The 14,941-nt window shown below is 61.2% G+C and carries 19 protein-coding genes and 2 tRNA genes; 14 read left to right on the top strand and 7 right to left on the bottom strand.

Features of this window, described 5'->3' with window-relative positions; translation table 11 throughout:
• The first annotated feature begins 35 nt into the window (after positions 1-35).
• Positions 36-761 carry a peptidyl-tRNA hydrolase gene (locus tag HMPREF2656_RS09360; RefSeq protein WP_070422594.1) on the top strand — a complete coding sequence of 242 codons (726 nt, stop codon included), beginning with the start codon at positions 36-38 and terminating at the stop codon, positions 759-761.
• Here the strand turns inward: HMPREF2656_RS09360 and HMPREF2656_RS09365 are convergent.
• Positions 751-2,709, bottom strand: coding sequence for an ATP-dependent DNA helicase (locus tag HMPREF2656_RS09365; RefSeq protein ID WP_070422593.1), 1,959 nt, complete (start codon positions 2,707-2,709; stop codon positions 751-753). The genes HMPREF2656_RS09360 and HMPREF2656_RS09365 overlap by 11 nt on opposite strands.
• A gap of 3 nt (positions 2,710-2,712) precedes the next feature.
• Positions 2,713-4,038, bottom strand: a complete 1,326-nt coding sequence (locus HMPREF2656_RS09370) for a nicotinate phosphoribosyltransferase (RefSeq protein WP_070422592.1) — start codon at positions 4,036-4,038, stop codon at positions 2,713-2,715.
• Positions 4,039-4,132: 94 nt separating this feature from the next.
• Between HMPREF2656_RS09370 and clpS the strand changes: the two genes are divergently transcribed.
• The 10 genes from clpS (at position 4,133) to HMPREF2656_RS09420 (ending at position 11,393) form a co-directional block, all read left to right on the top strand.
• Positions 4,133-4,432 carry an ATP-dependent Clp protease adapter ClpS gene (gene clpS, locus HMPREF2656_RS09375; RefSeq protein WP_070422616.1) on the top strand — a complete coding sequence of 100 codons (300 nt, stop codon included), beginning with the start codon at positions 4,133-4,135 and terminating at the stop codon, positions 4,430-4,432.
• A 9-nt stretch (positions 4,433-4,441) separates the two neighbouring features.
• Positions 4,442-4,981 (top strand): DUF2017 domain-containing protein, encoded by a 540-nt coding sequence (locus HMPREF2656_RS09380; RefSeq protein WP_070816483.1) that lies wholly within the window; start codon positions 4,442-4,444, stop codon positions 4,979-4,981.
• A 9-nt stretch (positions 4,982-4,990) separates the two neighbouring features.
• Positions 4,991-5,950: a P1 family peptidase gene (locus HMPREF2656_RS09385; protein ID WP_070422590.1), complete on the top strand. Its 960-nt coding sequence runs from the start codon at positions 4,991-4,993 to the stop codon at positions 5,948-5,950.
• Between the two features lie 216 nt (positions 5,951-6,166).
• Positions 6,167-6,829, top strand: coding sequence for a rhomboid family intramembrane serine protease (locus tag HMPREF2656_RS09390; protein ID WP_070816624.1), 663 nt, complete (start codon positions 6,167-6,169; stop codon positions 6,827-6,829).
• On the top strand, positions 6,826-7,644 hold the full coding sequence (gene murI, locus HMPREF2656_RS09395) for a glutamate racemase (protein ID WP_070451231.1): 819 nt from the start codon (positions 6,826-6,828) through the stop codon (positions 7,642-7,644). The genes HMPREF2656_RS09390 and murI overlap by 4 nt, the downstream gene beginning before the upstream one ends.
• 63 nt (positions 7,645-7,707) lie before the next feature.
• On the top strand, positions 7,708-8,475 hold the full coding sequence (locus tag HMPREF2656_RS09400) for an MBL fold metallo-hydrolase (RefSeq protein ID WP_070772005.1): 768 nt from the start codon (positions 7,708-7,710) through the stop codon (positions 8,473-8,475).
• Positions 8,476-8,630: 155 nt separating this feature from the next.
• On the top strand, positions 8,631-9,629 hold the full coding sequence (locus tag HMPREF2656_RS09405) for an Abi family protein (RefSeq protein WP_070816485.1): 999 nt from the start codon (positions 8,631-8,633) through the stop codon (positions 9,627-9,629).
• A 45-nt stretch (positions 9,630-9,674) separates the two neighbouring features.
• Complete coding sequence (rph, locus tag HMPREF2656_RS09410; RefSeq protein WP_070422586.1) at positions 9,675-10,403, top strand: ribonuclease PH; 729 nt, start codon at positions 9,675-9,677, stop codon at positions 10,401-10,403.
• Positions 10,397-10,996, top strand: a complete 600-nt coding sequence (rdgB, locus tag HMPREF2656_RS09415) for an RdgB/HAM1 family non-canonical purine NTP pyrophosphatase (RefSeq protein ID WP_070816486.1) — start codon at positions 10,397-10,399, stop codon at positions 10,994-10,996. Before rph ends, rdgB begins: the two co-directional genes overlap by 7 nt.
• A gap of 22 nt (positions 10,997-11,018) precedes the next feature.
• On the top strand, positions 11,019-11,393 hold the full coding sequence (locus HMPREF2656_RS09420) for a hypothetical protein (protein WP_070772002.1): 375 nt from the start codon (positions 11,019-11,021) through the stop codon (positions 11,391-11,393).
• 44 nt (positions 11,394-11,437) lie between these two features.
• On the opposite strand, the gene HMPREF2656_RS09425 is transcribed toward HMPREF2656_RS09420, so the two are convergent.
• Both HMPREF2656_RS09425 and HMPREF2656_RS09430 read right to left on the bottom strand, forming a co-directional pair.
• Positions 11,438-11,809 (bottom strand): DUF3817 domain-containing protein, encoded by a 372-nt coding sequence (locus HMPREF2656_RS09425; protein ID WP_070422583.1) that lies wholly within the window; start codon positions 11,807-11,809, stop codon positions 11,438-11,440.
• Positions 11,806-12,264, bottom strand: a complete 459-nt coding sequence (locus HMPREF2656_RS09430) for a hypothetical protein (RefSeq protein WP_224213568.1) — start codon at positions 12,262-12,264, stop codon at positions 11,806-11,808. The genes HMPREF2656_RS09425 and HMPREF2656_RS09430 overlap by 4 nt, the downstream gene beginning before the upstream one ends.
• Before the next feature lie 98 nt (positions 12,265-12,362).
• On the opposite strand from HMPREF2656_RS09430, the gene HMPREF2656_RS09435 reads away from it, so the two are divergent.
• Positions 12,363-12,447 (top strand) — tRNA-Leu (locus HMPREF2656_RS09435).
• A gap of 23 nt (positions 12,448-12,470) precedes the next feature.
• On the opposite strand, the gene bcp is transcribed toward HMPREF2656_RS09435, so the two are convergent.
• Complete coding sequence (bcp, locus tag HMPREF2656_RS09440; protein ID WP_070816487.1) at positions 12,471-12,956, bottom strand: thioredoxin-dependent thiol peroxidase; 486 nt, start codon at positions 12,954-12,956, stop codon at positions 12,471-12,473.
• An 80-nt stretch (positions 12,957-13,036) separates the two neighbouring features.
• Here bcp and HMPREF2656_RS09445 point away from each other — a divergent pair, with 80 nt between their 5' ends.
• Positions 13,037-13,312 carry a DUF3618 domain-containing protein gene (locus HMPREF2656_RS09445; RefSeq protein WP_070483535.1) on the top strand — a complete coding sequence of 92 codons (276 nt, stop codon included), beginning with the start codon at positions 13,037-13,039 and terminating at the stop codon, positions 13,310-13,312.
• 119 nt (positions 13,313-13,431) lie between these two features.
• A complete protein-coding gene (locus HMPREF2656_RS09450) occupies positions 13,432-14,091 on the top strand; it encodes a DUF305 domain-containing protein (RefSeq protein ID WP_246825153.1) in 660 nt (219 codons plus the stop codon).
• Here HMPREF2656_RS09450 and HMPREF2656_RS09455 read toward each other — a convergent pair whose 3' ends face one another.
• Positions 14,092-14,667, bottom strand: coding sequence for a nicotinamidase (locus HMPREF2656_RS09455; RefSeq protein WP_070816488.1), 576 nt, complete (start codon positions 14,665-14,667; stop codon positions 14,092-14,094).
• Positions 14,668-14,759: 92 nt separating this feature from the next.
• Positions 14,760-14,832: transfer RNA gene (locus HMPREF2656_RS09460), tRNA-Lys, on the bottom strand.
• Positions 14,833-14,941: the final 109 nt, after the last annotated feature.

The raw sequence follows: 14,941 nt of genomic DNA on the forward strand, positions 1-14,941 counted from the left end.
CGGGGGCTTTGTTGTGCCCACTACCCTGAACCAGGATGAATGCCGAGACAACCGAAATCACAAGCGCATACGAGCTGCTGCGGGAACGCGTCGCAGATGACTACCGCCAACGCAGCGAGGATCCAAACGACCCATCGACAGTGCAGGCGATGCAACTCGCCATCAATCTGCCCAAGCAGGATCCGCCCAGCCGCAACGCGGTGCTTGTTTGCGCCGCCCGCGCCGTCGTCGCCGTATGCCTCGACTCTCGTGCGGGCATCGATGGTTTCTGGCGCGACGGGGTAGAGCAGTGGTATTCACACCGCATCCGTAAGGTTGCCCGGAGGGCACGGAACAAGGCTTGGGATGACGTGCAGGCGTTACCTGGGGTGACAGTGGGATCGGTACGCGCGTTTGTTCCGTCTGCTGTAGGGGATGTGCCACATGCGATAGCCAAGTTGCAGATCAAGGGCACAGAACTCGAGGAGGGCGAAGACCTGCCGCTCGTCGAGGGTGCTCCGTTGATCGCAGTGGACAGTTCGCTTGCGATGTCCGCGGGCAAGGCGGCCGCACAGGTAGGACACGCCTCAATGTTGCTTGCTGCGGCGCAGGACCTCGAGTGGGTGCTGGACTGGGCCGAGCAGGGGTTCCCGCTAAACGTGCGTGAAGTGTCTGCTGATCAGTTCCGTGAGTACTGCGATCGGCCAGGTGCGGTCGCGGTGCGAGACGCGGGCTACACGGAGGTCGCGCCCGGTTCCACCACCGTGGTGGCTATCCCTTAGCCACCAACCTCTTCAACGCGCCGCGAACGACCTCGGGGTCGGTGGTATCCCAGAAGGCGGGGAGGCTGCGGCGGATAAACGAGCCGTAGCGCTTCGTCACTAAGCGATTGTCCAGCACTGCCACGACCCCGCGGTCATTGACGGAGCGCAGCAAGCGGCCGGCACCTTGCGCCATGAGCAGCGCCGCGTGGGTGGCGGAGACCTCCATGAAGCCCGACCGGCCGGCGGCATCGGCGGCGTTCGCTCGGGCCTGCAACAGGGGATCGTCGGGGCGGGGGAAGGGGATGCGATCGATGATGACCAGCGAGCACGAGCTCCCTGGAACGTCGACGCCCTGCCACAACGTCAGTGTGCCGAACAGACATGAGTTCTCTGACTTGGCAAAACTATCAACCAGTACACCGGTGGAGTCCTCGCCCTGCAACAAGATGTCGAAGGGGAGGCGGGCCCGCATGGCTTCGGCGGCCTGTTCGGCGGCTCGTCGAGAAGAAAACAGTGCCAGGGTGCGGCCACCGGCGGCGGTGATAAGGTCCGCGATCTCATCGAGCGTTTCCTTCGCAAGCCCATCGCGGCCCGGGGTGGGCAGGTGCTTCGCGGTGTAGAGGATGCCCGACTTGGCGGGGTCGAACGGGGTGCCAGCGTCGAGCGAGTCCCAGGTGCCCTTCGGCAAGCCCCAGGCGCTGGCCATGGCGTTGAAGTTGCCGCCGACCGTCAACGTGGCAGAGGTAAGCACCACGGTGCGCTCCCCGAAAAGCCGTTCGTGGAGCAGCCCCGCGACCGACAGGGGCGCGACGGAGACGGAATCGCCGTGGCGGTCGGAGCGGGTGAGCCACACAACGTCGGTGTGCTTGGCCGGATCCGGCTCGTCGAACACACCGAGGATGCGCACGATCGCGTCGTGGAGATCCTCCAAGTGGTTGGTCAGGTTGCCACGCTCCGCAAACTTCTCCGGATCGTTCTGGGCCTCACCCTCGGGCGGTTCGCCGATGGACTGGCGGGTCTTCCACAACGCGTCGCGCAGAGCGACAAAACCACCACGTGCCGGGTCGGAAATGGTTTCCCACCGGCCGGGGGCTTCGAGGTCGATGGCGGCAGTGAAGTCGTCGATAACGTCCTCGAGTGTTTCGCGTTTCGCGCCAAGCTTGTCGGCACGGCGAGCTGCCATGGCGAGTGCGCGTGCGGAAATCTCCGCGGTAGCGACCGAGGTGATGCGTCCGTCGAGTTCGTGGGCCTCGTCGATAATCACAGCATCGTGCTGGGGGAGCACGTCCACATCGGCGAGGGCATCGATAGCCAGTAGTGCGTGGTTGGTGACCACGATGTCCACGTCCTTGGTGCGCTCCCGGGCGATCTCCGCGAAGCAGTCCTGGCCGTGCGGACAACGCGTCGCCCCCAAGCACTCACGGGAGGTCACCGAAACTTGGCGCCACGCCTGATCTGGCACACCAGGAACCAGATCGTCGCGGTCACCGGTCGGGGTGTCTTGCGCCCAATCGGCAACGCGTTTGACGTGTTTGCCCAGCCAGGTCAGATCCTCTTCCTCGATGAGGGTGTCGCTGGGGTCCTCCGCAAGCACCTTGTGCAAACAGACGTAGTTGTTACGGCCCTTTTGGATGGCAAAGGTTGGTCGCTGGGGCAGGAGAGGCTCAAGCGCGTCGGCAAGGCGCGGCAGGTCACGGTCGACCAGTTGGCGCTGCAGCGCGATCGTCGCAGTGGAGACCACAACGGTTGTGTCGTGCATCTGTGCATAACGGAGCGCAGGAACCAGGTACGCCAGGGACTTACCCGTACCAGTGCCTGCCTGAACGGCAAGGTGACGTTCGGAATCCAACGCACGAGTGACCGCGTCGGCCATCTTGACCTGGCCAGGCCGGCGCGAGCCGCCGAGCGACTCGACGGCAGCCGAAAGCAACTCACCTGTGCTGTGCGAAAGCGGTTCGTCTGCCACGGCCTACTCGGTGGGCTCCGGAAACCCGATAAAACGGGTCGGGATGGCAACCTCGCCGCGCGACAGAGCGAGGCCCTCCCAGGGCAGGGTGGTGCGTGCTTCGGCGTGCAGCTTTCGGCTGTCCTCGATGCTTGGCTGGTTGTCCAGGACCTCACCGTCGCGGATCATCGGCACGGTCAGCTCGCGGTAGTCCAGGTTCGGCTTGCGGGGGATTTCGGCGCCCATCGGGTGGATAATCTCGCCCACCGCAACGCCGGAGGAGCGGTACGCGCGAAGCGCAGACTTGCCGCCGCCGTAGGTGACCTTGCCGGAAGAACGCTTGGCCACGGGGTGGCCTTCGACCTCGACGAGCTTGTAGACCAGGCCAGCCGTAGGCGCGCCGGAGCCTGTCACCACAGAGGTGCCGACGCCGAAGCCATCGACTGGGTCGCCGCGCAGACCTGCGATGGCGAACTCATCCAAGTCGGAGGAGACGATGATCTTGGTGTTGAACGCACCTGCCTCGTCGAGTTGCTTGCGCACGCGGCGTGAGACGATGCCGAGATCACCAGAATCGATACGCACCGCGCCGAGTTCGGTGCCAGCAACCTCGAGCGCGTTGTCCACGCCCTTGGTGATGTCAAAGGTATCCACCAGCAGCGTGGTGTCCTTACCTAGGGACTTAATCTGGCCGGCAAAGGCGGCCTTTTCATCGGGCTGGCCGTTCTCGTCGACATGCAGCAGCGTCCACGAGTGGGCGGCAGTACCGGACGCCGGGATGCCGTGGCGTAGCGACGCCTCCATGTTGGAAGTTGCGTCAAAACCCGCGATGTAGGTCGCACGTGCAGCCGAAACGGCAGCCTCTTCGTGGGTACGGCGCGAACCCATCTCGATAATCGGCCGGCCGTCTGCCGCGGAGACCATACGCGACGCGGCGGAGGCAATCGCGGAGTCGGCATTCAGGATGGACAGGATGACAGTTTCCAAGATGACGCACTCGGCGAACGTGCCGCGCACCGTCATGATTGGGGAGTACGGGAAGTACAGATCGCCCTCCCGGTAGCCGTCCACCTGGCCGGAGAAGCGGAAGTTGCGGAGATATTCGCGTGCTGCATCGGAAAGGAAATCGGCGGTTGCGATCTGCTCTTCGGTGAAGCGGAAGCGGGTAATTGCGTCGAGGGCACGCGCGGTACCTGCGACGACGCCGTAGCGGCGCTCGTTGGGCATGCGGCGGCCAAAGACTTCGAAAACACACTCGCGTTCGGCTGTGCCATCTTGGATGGCGGCGTCGAGCATGGTGAGCTCGTACATGTCGGTTAAAAACGCGGTAGAGGGCAGCGGTTGGTTCATGGTGTGCAAGCGTACCCTCCCGTCCCCTCCCGTCCGACGGGGTAAGGTGGTTCACATGTTTGCTTCAGCTCGCAACGCTGCCGAACCGGCGCATATGAGTTCGCCGATGGCGACCCCGGAGCTCGACGAGGCCGTCGATGTCGAGGTGGCCACGAGCGAGAACCTGCCATGGTTGTGCATTGTGTGGGACGACCCGGTGAACCTGATGAGTTATGTCACCTATGTGTTCCAGACGGTGCTGGGCTACGACCGTAAGCGCGCCCAGGAGCTGATGATGCAGGTCCACACTGAGGGCAAGGCTGTGGTCTCTTCTGGCGAGAAGGACAAGGTAGAAACCGACGTGAAGAAACTGCATACCGCCGGTCTGTGGGCGACGATGCAGCAGGCAGGGTAGGGGAGACGAATGCAGCCTTGGCGTAAGAAGAAGGGGTTGATGCGTTCAACCCCGAAGTACACGACCACGTTTGATCCGATGGAGCGTGAGGTCATTGGGGATCTCACGGCGACGGTGTCGGAGGCGTTGATTGCACGTGCGCAGTCGGCTCCGAAGGATGAGTTCGCGGAGATGATGGGGGTTTCCACCGGGCACACGGAGGCGCCACAGGATCCGAAGTTGGCTCGTTTGTTGCCCGACTTTGAGCGTGAGGGCGACGAGGAGTTCGAGGGCGACAACGGTTTGTTGCGCAGCTTGCATGAAAACGACATCATTCGTGCGAAGTTGATCAATCTGCAGGTGGTCAACGAGGCGCTCGGCCCCACTGGTGGCGTTGAGGTCACCATCGAGGAAGAAGACGCGCACAAGTTCATCGCTGCGGTCAACGACATGCGCCTCTACATTGCCGCTGACACTTCGGGTGGCGAGGGCGCTCAGCAGGAGCGCGCGATGCTCGTGGAGTGGCTCGCGTACTGTCAGGATTCTTTGCTCGACGCATTGATGGGCTAGCTCGAGCGCATGCGTATCGACGACCCCTTGGCCCGCATCGGCCACATCTCACTCGCGGACACTGGCGTGACCGCGATCCTTGCACCGCACGAGGCAGGCATGGTCGCGGCAGTGGATGTGCGTGGCGGTGGCCCCGGTACACGTGAGACTGACCTGCTCGAACCCCACAACACCGTTGAGCGGGTCCACGCGATCATGCTCTGTGGCGGCTCCGCGTTTGGACTTGCGGCCGCCGATGGAGCGATGGCCGAGCTGGAACGCCGCGGTTGGGGCTTTCCGGTGTTCGGCGAAGACATGCCGGGCCCCCGGGTGCCGATCGTGCCTGCGGCGGTGATCTTCGACCTTGTCGTCGGCGACCCGGCACACCGCCCCACTGCGGCCGATGGTGCAGCCGCGATCACCGCCGCCTTCGACGGTGGTGCAGGAGCGACCGGCAGTGTCGGTGCTGGCTGTGGCGCAACCGCTGGCGTGCTGCGGGGTGGGTTTGGCCAGGCCACGGTGAGCACGATGAGCACGGACGGCTACACGGTTGAGGCGTATGTGGTTGCCAATCCGGTTGGGATGGTCGTCGATAAGCACACCGGGCTCCTCTACGGCGATGGTGCGAAACCCGCGGTGGACCTGGAGCGGTTTAACGCGCTTGAGCGTCCCACACCGAAACTGAACACCACGATCGGTGTGATTGCCACGAATGCGCCGCTCACAAAGCCACAACTCAAGCGCGTGGCAATGACCGGACACGACGGCATCGCACGAGCCATTCGCCCCGCGCACTCGCCACTCGACGGCGACACGTTGTTCGCGGTGTCCACCGCTCAACCTGGTGCGCAGCCGGTCAGCGATGTCGAAGCTTTCGGACGCATCGGAGAAGCCGGCGCCCAAGCAGTGCAGGCTGCAATCGTGGACGCTGTAGTAAACGCAACCGGTGACTTTGGTATCACCGCCTGGCGCGACATCGCACGTGCCTAGCGCAGGCAGCTAAGCTGCACCACGATGAACAATAACAACCACCACACCCCTGAAGGCTGGGGCTACGGACAAACCGGCCAACCCGGCTATGGCAAGCCGTTCCAGCGACCGTTCTCCCACCCGGAGAGCCAACCGCCCGCGTTCGGTGACATGCCCGCGCCGGGTGTGCCACACAACCCCTATGCCAACCAGCGTCAGCCGTACGGCCAGCCGGGCATGGGGTTGCAGGGACAGGGTTACCCGGCGAGCAGGTCGCTCAAACGCAAACAGCAGCGCAAATCCGGGCTGCGCTTTGCAGGTGGCTTCCTGGCCCTGATTTGGGCTGTGTTTATTCTGCAGCTCTTCTTCCCGTGGCTGCAGGGCTTTGGCATACACCCGCTGGACATCAACGGTCTGCCGATGATTTTCACCTCGCCGCTGCTGCACGCGAATCTGGAACACATCATTTCCAACTCGCTGCCGGGTGCGCTGTTTGCCTACCTCATCGGTTACTCCGGCAAGCGCGTGTTTTGGGAGGTGACAACGTTCGTTCTGCTCATCGGCGGACTCGGCACCTGGGTGTTCGGCGGTATTGGCACGAACCACATTGGCGCGTCCGGCCTGGTGTATGGCTGGTTGGCGTACCTGTTGGTGCGTGGCTTTTTCAACCGCTCGATTGGTCAGATTCTTACCGGCTTAATCCTCGGCTTCTTCTACTCCGGTTTGATTTGGGGTGTGCTGCCGGGCACTGAGGGTGTCAGTTGGCAGGCGCACCTCTTCGGCGCGATCGGTGGCATTGTCGCCGGCATGATCATCACGTCTGACGATCCGCCGGAGCTTGCCGCGAAAAAGCATGCGAAGAAGCAGGCGAAGGCTGCGGAAAAGCAGGCGCGCAGGTGAGTAACCAGGTAAGCAACCAGGTAAGTAACAACGCGCCGATTGGGTTGTTCGACTCCGGTGTCGGCGGGCTGACCGTGGCGCGTGCGGTGATGGATCAGTTGCCGGGCGAATCCTTGATTTATATCGGCGATACCGCCAATAGCCCGTACGGTCCGCAGCCGATCGCGGATGTGCGCGCTCATTCGCAGCGCATTGCCGACGATCTGGTGGAACGTGGCTGCAAGATGCTTGTCATTGCGTGTAACACCGCCACCGCCGCGTTTCTTCACGACGCCCGCGAGCGCTACAACATCCCTGTCCTCGAAGTGATCCAGCCTGCAGTACGCCGTGCGATGGCGACCACCCGAAACAACAAGATCGGCGTCATTGGCACCGAAGGCACCGTCACCTCTGGTGCCTACCAGGACTTCTTCGCGGTCAACCCGAATGTGGATGTCACCGCTGTTGCCTGCCCTGATTTCGTCCCCCTTGTGGAGCAGGGCGTGACCTCCGGCAAGCATGTGCTCGAGGTCGCCCGCGGCTATGTGGAGCCGCTGCGCGAAGCAGGCGTGGACACGCTTGTGCTCGGCTGTACGCACTATCCGCTGCTTTCCGGCGTGATCCAGCTTGCCGTTGGCGATGATGTCACGCTCGTGTCCTCTGCGGAGGAAACCTCGAAGGATGTGTTGCGCGTGCTCACGGAGAGCGATTTGCTTAGCGACGACACCACCGCCCCAATCCGCATCTTCGAATCCACCGGAGATCCTGGCACATTCGATGAGCTCGCCCGCCGATTCCTCGGCCCTCAGGTGCATGCGGTGGGCAACAGACTGTAAAACTCGCCGTGCGCTTCGGCGATCCAGTGTGAAATTAGGGCGCATTCATGGCACAGTGTTTCCATGAAGTTGACCATCCTTGGGTGCTCCGGAAGCCTTGCCGCGCCGGGGAACCCCGCCTCCTCCTACGTCATTTCGGTGCCGGGTGAAACCGATGTGGTGATGGACTTTGGTCCGGGAGCGCTCGCCGCGATGCAGGAACGGTTCGATCCTGCTGCGGCCCACGTGATCTTCAGCCACCTGCACGCTGATCATTGCTCGGATTTCCCGTCGCTGTTGGTGTGGCGCCGATACCATCCGGAGGCACCTGCGCAGCAGCGCCACCGCCTCATCGGGCCTTCGTATGCGGTTGAGCACTTTGGCCGCATGAGCGCCGATGGTCCGGATGATGTCGACGATTGCACCGACACATTCGAGTTCACCACCTGGCGTACCCGCGAGCCGGAGACGTTGAGCGGTCTGATGGTCACGCCGTTTGAAGTGGTCCACCCGGCCCAGGAGTCGCATGCGCTGCGCGTGGAGGACGCGCACGGCAAGGTGCTGACGTTCTCGGGCGACTCGAGCTACACGCCGTCGCTTATCGACGCCGCCCGTGGCGCCGACCTGTTCCTCTGCGAAGCAGCCTGGGGTGCGTCGTCGGAAGGCAAAGCCGAAGGCATGCACATGTCTGGCAAGGAGGCGGGACGCCTCGCCCGCGAAGCCGGGGTGAAGACGCTGGTGCTGGTGCACATTCAACCGTGGACTGACCCGCACAGTGTGCTTGAGGCAGCCCGTACTGAGTTTGATGGCGAGATTCTGCTGGGGCAGGCCGGCGCCGTCTACGAGGTGTAAGGGTCGGGCCTTACTGCGTTACCCCTTTTAAGGGGTGGAAGGTGACCTAGGGGGTCGGGTGCGCTAAATTAGCCACCACAACGACCGGTTCCGCTAGGCTACATCTTGAGTAGTCAGTCCAGGGCCGGTTTTCAAAATCTTGGGGGTAGGGGATCGTGGTATCCACGAAACCGTTTCAGAACTATGAAGACTTGCTCACGCTATTGGGCGAACGGGGGATGCGAATTGCAGATCTTGCGTCTGCGGAAGAGTCGCTGCGAAACATCGGATATTACCGTTTGAGCGGATACTGGTACCCGTTTAGAGAGCCATTCCCGAATCAACAAAAACTTCACGGATACGAACTCACACGCAAGAAAGAATTCCGTGAGGGAACGAATTTCGACGACATCATTCGACTCATGAGGTTCGATACCCGATTGCGTAAGGCAGCCTTGAGTGCGTTGGAGCCCGTGGAGATTTGGCTCCGTAACGCCATTGCACACGCGATTGGTAGCGTGCACCCGCTGCTTCATCTTCATCTTGACGACCCGTCAATGCTTGACCTGCAGATGCAGCCTCCCATTAAGGAACCGAACCAGGTAGAGCGGTATGCAAAGTGGTTGGACCGCTTTGACGCATCTATTGGTTACTCCAAAGAGGATTTCGTACACCACTACCGGGATCGCAACGAAGATCTTCCAATTTGGGCTGCAGTGCAGACCTTCGAATGGGGAACGCTGCACAATCTGTACGATCTGCTTCCAAAGTGGATGCGCGAGCAGATCGCTGCTGATACCGGGCTCACGTTCAAGGAGCTCGGGTCATGGCAGCGATCGCTGGCTTATTTGCGAAATACGTGTGCACATTACGCGAGGCTGTATAACCGTGTAGACGATGCACCGCTTGTGCCAAGAAAACCAAGTTCCACACTCAGCTGGATTCGGGCGTATCCGGAATCGTTGCGAGACCGGACATTCTTCAAATTGTCCATGTTGCAGTACCTGCACGGTGTGATCGAAGGAGAGCCACATTTCGGGCTCACCAAAGCTGCTCACGAATTCCTGATGGCCAATTTCTCGGGACACGATCTTTCGACGCACTCACACTCGTTGCCCATCCTCACCGCAATGGGGTGCCCTCCGAACGTGATTAATAAATCGCCTTGGGTCTAGTTGGCTTGCAGGGACGCGACGCCCGCCTGCGTTACGCTTGGGGCTATGACTGATTTTTCGCGTTTTGACGGTCGCGCCGTCGACGAGCTTCGCCCTGTCCGTATCACTCGCGGTTTTACTTCGAACCCTGCTGGCAGCGTGCTGGTGGAGTTCGGTAACACCCGCGTGATGTGCACCGCTTCGGTGGAGGAGGGCGTTCCCCGTTTTAAGAAGGATTCCGGCGAAGGCTGGCTGACCGCCGAGTACTCCATGCTTCCTTCCGCGACGCACGAGCGTATGCCGCGTGAATCGATGCGTGGCAAGGTAAAGGGCCGCACGCACGAGATTTCGCGCCTGGTGGGTCGTTCCCTGCGCGCTGCGGTGGATCTTTCTGAACTCGGTGAGAACACCATCCAGCTCGACTGCGACGTGCTCCAGGCCGACGGTGGTACCCGTACCGCGTCGATCACTGGCGCGTACGTCGCACTTGCGGACGCGATCGCTGTGCTCAAGGAGCGCGGCGTGGTGCCGGGTGAGCCGCTGCTGAAGCCGGTAGCGGCGATCTCTGCTGGCATCATCGACGGCCACGTCTGCCTCGACCTGCCGTACGAGGAGGACTCCCGAGCGGAGGTGGACCTCAACGTGGTGATGCAGGAGGGTGGCAACTTCGTCGAGATCCAGGGCACCGGCGAGCACGGCCTGTTCGGCCGCGAGCAGCTCGGCGAGATGCTCGACGTGGCAGCCAAGGGCTGTGAGGAGCTTTTCGCAGCCCAGAAGGCGGCGTTGGGATGGTAAAAGTCCTCGTCGCGTCCCGTAACCCGGGCAAGGTCCGCGAACTCGACCAGGTGCTGCGCGAGCTGGCCATCGAGGGAGTGGAGCTTGTGTCGCTTGATCAGGCCCCCGCGTACCCCGACCCTGTCGAGGACGGCCTGTCCTTTGAGGAAAACGCCGTACTGAAGGCCCAGGCTGGTGCTGCCGCGACTGGTCTTCCGTGCGTCGCTGACGACTCCGGCCTAAGCGTCGAAGCCCTCAACGGCATGCCGGGCATCCTGTCCGCTCGCTGGTCCGGTAACCACGGCGACGACGCTGGCAACAACGCCCTGCTGCTCAAGCAGATGGAAGACATCAACCAGCGTCGTGCCGCTTTCGTGTCCTGCTGCGCGCTTGCCACCCCAGAAGGCGATGTACACGTCGCAGAAGGGCGTTGGGAAGGCGAACTGCTTCGCGAGCCCCGCGGCGACAACGGTTTCGGCTACGACCCGCTCTTCGCACCCGATGACGCGCCGGGACGTTCCTCGGCGGAACTGACCTCGGAGGAGAAGAACGCACGGTCCCACAGGGGCAAGGCGTTGCGGGAGTTGGCAAAGCACATCGCGGCGCTGAAGTGACGAATTTCGTTACAGTGGCTGCATGAAGAAAACAATCGCATTCGCAGCAACTGTTCTCGCCTCCAGCGCTCTTTTGACCGCTTGTGGGCAGGACGGTGACTTCGACGGCACCTGGTCGGGCGACGTCACCGCAACCCAGGAGGGGACCGGCGGTGGTCAGGCCACTGTGACCATTGACGGTAAGGATTGCTCCTGGGAGCTGACCGAAACCGACGGTGAGACTAACGAAGCGAACTGCCTGCGCGACGATAAAGAGTTCAAGCTGGAAGATCCGCTGACGCACCAGGATCTGGAGTACGACGCTGAGCGTGCAGGCGACACGTTGACACTGTCGCCGCAAAACGATCAAGCGGAGAAGGTCGGCGTCATGGTGCTAACAAAAACCGACGACGAATAAGTTTCGCCGCCGGTTTCATCCCCCGAAGTTCCAGTTCGCCGACGTTAGGCGAGCTGGAACTTTTCTTTAACTTCCTTGCGGCGCTTCTCTTCGACGAAGAAGGACATAAACGGCACAACGCCGGAGATAGCGGTTGCCACCCAGGTGCCGCCGGACCAGCGAGCCTTTGAGCCGAGGTTCAGCGACGTCATCAAAAACGCGACAAACGCAAAGCCGTGCACGCGCGCAACCCAGGACAGGTAGTCGACGTTCATGTCGAAGCCGTACTGCATGATCATGCGGGCAATCAGCAGAAGCAGCAGGACGCCGGTGATCCACGCCGCGATGGAGAACCACAGCAATGCCTGCTTGACGCGGCGCTGGCGCTCCGGGTGGATGCGCTCTGGCTGTGCTGCTGGCTGAGTTTGCTCGGTCATGCGTGTTCACCTTTACCTTCCGGGTGGGTTTCGCGGCGCGGTGCCACAAGTTTGTTGTATTCGTCGACGTCGATCTCCGGACGTGCGGGCAGGAAGTCCTCGTCGATTTCCGTGACGGGCTTGTGCTTGCCGTAGCGGGCGAGATCGGCCTCGTACAGGTCATCCATGGTCAGTCCTGCGTTCTCGGCGTCAATCTTGTCGTTTTCCATGCGCATACCTACGCGGTAGGCGTAGATGAAGAACAGTGCGAAGCATGGCCACTGCAGGGCGTAGCCCAGGTTCTGGAGAGTGCCGGTGCCGGATTGGTAGCGTTCCCACTGCCACCGGGCGAGCAGCAGGCACGTCACTGCGGCTGCGATGAGGAGCAGGATGTGCCACCATCGCACGCGGAGACGCTCACGCTGCGGAATCGGGGTGGTCCCGTCCGCGTCCGTGTGTTCCAACTTTTCGCTCACGAGTGGTGATCTTACCCGGTAAAACCATGGTGCCAAACTAAAGTTTGATACCGCGGTTTCTGTGGATGGGGGCGCGGCGTGTAATATCCGTTCTCGACGCGCCCGTGGCGGAATTGGCAGACGCGCTGGATTTAGGTTCCAGTGCCTTATGGCGTGAGAGTTCAAGTCTCTCCGGGCGCACCAATTCTTTATGGGGGAGTGGGGACTTACAGGTTCCAGTCGCGCAGGATGCGGCCAACGTGGCCAGTTGCCCTGACGTTGTACTGGGCTTGCTCCACGGTGCCCTTACCGTCAGCGTCGACGGAGACAAGGAACGTTGAGCGGATAACGCCTTGGACGATCTTGCCGTAGTTCTTCTTTTCCCCGAAGGCACCGTATGCCTCGAGGGTTTCCTTGGATTCGTCGGAAAGCAGCTGCACGGTCAGGTTGTGGTCGTCGCGGAACTTTGCCAACTTCTCCACCGGGTCGGGGCTGATGCCGAGTACGGCGACGGAGGCGTCCTTGAACTGGTCCATATTGTCGCTAAAGTCGCAAGCTTCGGTGGTGCAGCCGGGCGTGTTGGCCTTCGGGTAGAAGTACACGATGACTCGCTGGCCAGCGAAATCGGCAAGCGAAACGGTTTCGCCCTTGTCGTTATTCAGGGAAAAAGCGGGGGCGGTGTCGCCTTGTTGCAGTCTGGAGGGTTCAGTCATGCCTCCCCGTTTTACACTACTGTTGGTACGAAAAGACGTCAGTCTAGAAAAGTCCCAAGTAAACGTAGGAGTTTGAAACCGTGGCACGAGATATTCACGACATTGAGCGTGACCTTGCACGCACCCGCAGCCAGCTGGCCAGCACGCTTGATGAGCTTGCAGACCGCACGAACCCGTCCACCTTGGCCGATACGGCTAGGGATCAGGCAAAGACCTGGCTCGAGGACGAGACTGTGCAGAAGATCATCGCTGGCGTTGGTATCGGTATCGCAGCGCTGATCGGTATCAAGGTCTACAACGGCCGTAAGCGCAAGAGCGAGCTCAAGGAGCTGCAGAAGCTGCTGTCGCGTAACTAAGCGCGAGCGTCTGTACGCCGGTACCTGCAATGTTGTAGGTGCCGGCGTTTTGTCGTCGATACGCTCGTGTCCTTGTTGAATTCAAGGTAATCTCTCTTTACGACCGAAAGGGAGCATCAATGGTTAATGATCAGGCCGACCACGAACTCGAGCGGATGCGGGGCAGCAAAAAGCCGCTGTTGATCGCACTAGCGGTCATTGCGGTGATTGTGCTTGTGCTCACTGTCGCGGGGCCGTCGATACGCGCAGCGTTCACCCCGGACAACAGCACTGCCAACACTGCAAACACTGCCGCAACGTCCTCTGACGCCGAGTACAACGGCACTGACGTCCACTTCCTGGGCATGATGGTGCCGCACCACCAGCAGGCGATCGACATGTCGGATGTGCTGCTGGACTCCGACGTCGACGATGCGCAGGTGCGCGATCTCGCCCAGCGCATCAAGGACGGTCAGGAGCGCGAAAACGAGCAGATGAACGCCTGGGCCGACGAGTGGGGCATCGATCAGGACATGGAGCTCCACTCGAAGCACATCGCCAATGGCATGTTCCCGCCCGAGCAGTTGGACGAGTTCGCGCAGTTGCGTGGCGACGACCTGCGCACCGCTTTCCTCGAAATGATGCACTTCCACCACGCCCACGTGATCAAGATGACGCAGGACGAGGTGGACGGCGGCGCCTACGAGCCGCTTCGCGAGTTGGCCCAAGGCATGATTGAGGTGCAAACCGCCGAAATGGGCGAGATGGAAGAACTTCTGGGCTACAACCCGACGAAGTAACTAGACAATCTCGGCGCCAGCCTCAAACATTTCCTGAAGCGCTGCGGCACCGCCCTTGTCATCGACAGGGGAGCACATCGCGCGCAGGACGCGCACCTTGAAACCAGCCTTCAGGGCGTCCAGGACGGTGGCTCGCACACAGAAGTCCGTTGCAATGCCACAGACGTCTAGCTGGGAAACCTCGCGCTCGCGCAACCAATCCTCAAGCGATGTGCCAGCCTCAGTTGCGCCCTCGAACCCGGAATAAGAGGCGGTGTACTTGCCCTTGCGGAAAAACTCCTCAATCAGCGAGGTATCCACCGGTCCGCGCATCTGCGCACCATAGGAATCAGCGACGCAGTGCGGCGGCCAGGTGTTGACAAAGTCCGGTGTCTCGCCTTCCTTGGCAAAGTGGTCACCTGGCTCGATGTGCCAATCCTGTGTTGCCACAATGTGGTCGTACTCCAAACACCTGTTATCAGGGGTGGAGATCAACTCCGCGATTTTTGACGCCACCTCATCGCCGCGGGCGGTGGCAAGGCTACCGCCGGGGCAGAAGTCATTTTGCACGTCAACAATTACCAAGGCTGTTTTCATGAAGATCAGCCTAGTCTCAGCTGCGAGAAAAAGTGACGGGTACACAAAAAGCGAGGCTGGCGGGTAAAATACCTGCCAGCCTCGCTGTGCTGTGCGCCATCAGGGAATCGAACCCCGAACCCACTGATTAAGAGTCAGTTGCTCTGCCAATTGAGCTAATGGCGCGTATTTTGTTTTGTTGGTGTTGCTCTCTGCAACGAGGTAATACATTAGCAGCGTGTGTTGAATGTGTGAAATCGGCAGGTAAGAGCATATTTTTCGGCGATGTTAAACG

The organism is Corynebacterium sp. HMSC034B08, assembly GCF_001835805.1.
GTDB classification, from domain to species: domain Bacteria; phylum Actinomycetota; class Actinomycetes; order Mycobacteriales; family Mycobacteriaceae; genus Corynebacterium; species Corynebacterium coyleae.

Excerpts from the sequence above, each read along its gene's own strand:
- HMPREF2656_RS09360 (WP_070422594.1), top strand. The coding sequence starts at position 36 with ATGAATGCCGAGACAACCGAAATCACAAGCGCATACGAGCTGCTGCGG.
- HMPREF2656_RS09370 (WP_070422592.1), bottom strand. The coding sequence starts at position 4,038 with ATGAACCAACCGCTGCCCTCTACCGCGTTTTTAACCGACATGTACGAG.
- clpS (WP_070422616.1), top strand. The coding sequence starts at position 4,133 with ATGAGTTCGCCGATGGCGACCCCGGAGCTCGACGAGGCCGTCGATGTC.
- HMPREF2656_RS09380 (WP_070816483.1), top strand. The coding sequence starts at position 4,442 with ATGCAGCCTTGGCGTAAGAAGAAGGGGTTGATGCGTTCAACCCCGAAG.
- HMPREF2656_RS09385 (WP_070422590.1), top strand. The coding sequence starts at position 4,991 with ATGCGTATCGACGACCCCTTGGCCCGCATCGGCCACATCTCACTCGCG.
- HMPREF2656_RS09390 (WP_070816624.1), top strand. The coding sequence starts at position 6,167 with ATGGGGTTGCAGGGACAGGGTTACCCGGCGAGCAGGTCGCTCAAACGC.
- HMPREF2656_RS09400 (WP_070772005.1), top strand. The coding sequence starts at position 7,708 with ATGAAGTTGACCATCCTTGGGTGCTCCGGAAGCCTTGCCGCGCCGGGG.
- rph (WP_070422586.1), top strand. The coding sequence starts at position 9,675 with ATGACTGATTTTTCGCGTTTTGACGGTCGCGCCGTCGACGAGCTTCGC.
- rdgB (WP_070816486.1), top strand. The coding sequence starts at position 10,397 with ATGGTAAAAGTCCTCGTCGCGTCCCGTAACCCGGGCAAGGTCCGCGAA.
- HMPREF2656_RS09420 (WP_070772002.1), top strand. The coding sequence starts at position 11,019 with ATGAAGAAAACAATCGCATTCGCAGCAACTGTTCTCGCCTCCAGCGCT.
- HMPREF2656_RS09425 (WP_070422583.1), bottom strand. The coding sequence starts at position 11,809 with ATGACCGAGCAAACTCAGCCAGCAGCACAGCCAGAGCGCATCCACCCG.
- bcp (WP_070816487.1), bottom strand. The coding sequence starts at position 12,956 with ATGACTGAACCCTCCAGACTGCAACAAGGCGACACCGCCCCCGCTTTT.
- HMPREF2656_RS09450 (WP_246825153.1), top strand. The coding sequence starts at position 13,432 with ATGGTTAATGATCAGGCCGACCACGAACTCGAGCGGATGCGGGGCAGC.
- HMPREF2656_RS09455 (WP_070816488.1), bottom strand. The coding sequence starts at position 14,667 with ATGAAAACAGCCTTGGTAATTGTTGACGTGCAAAATGACTTCTGCCCC.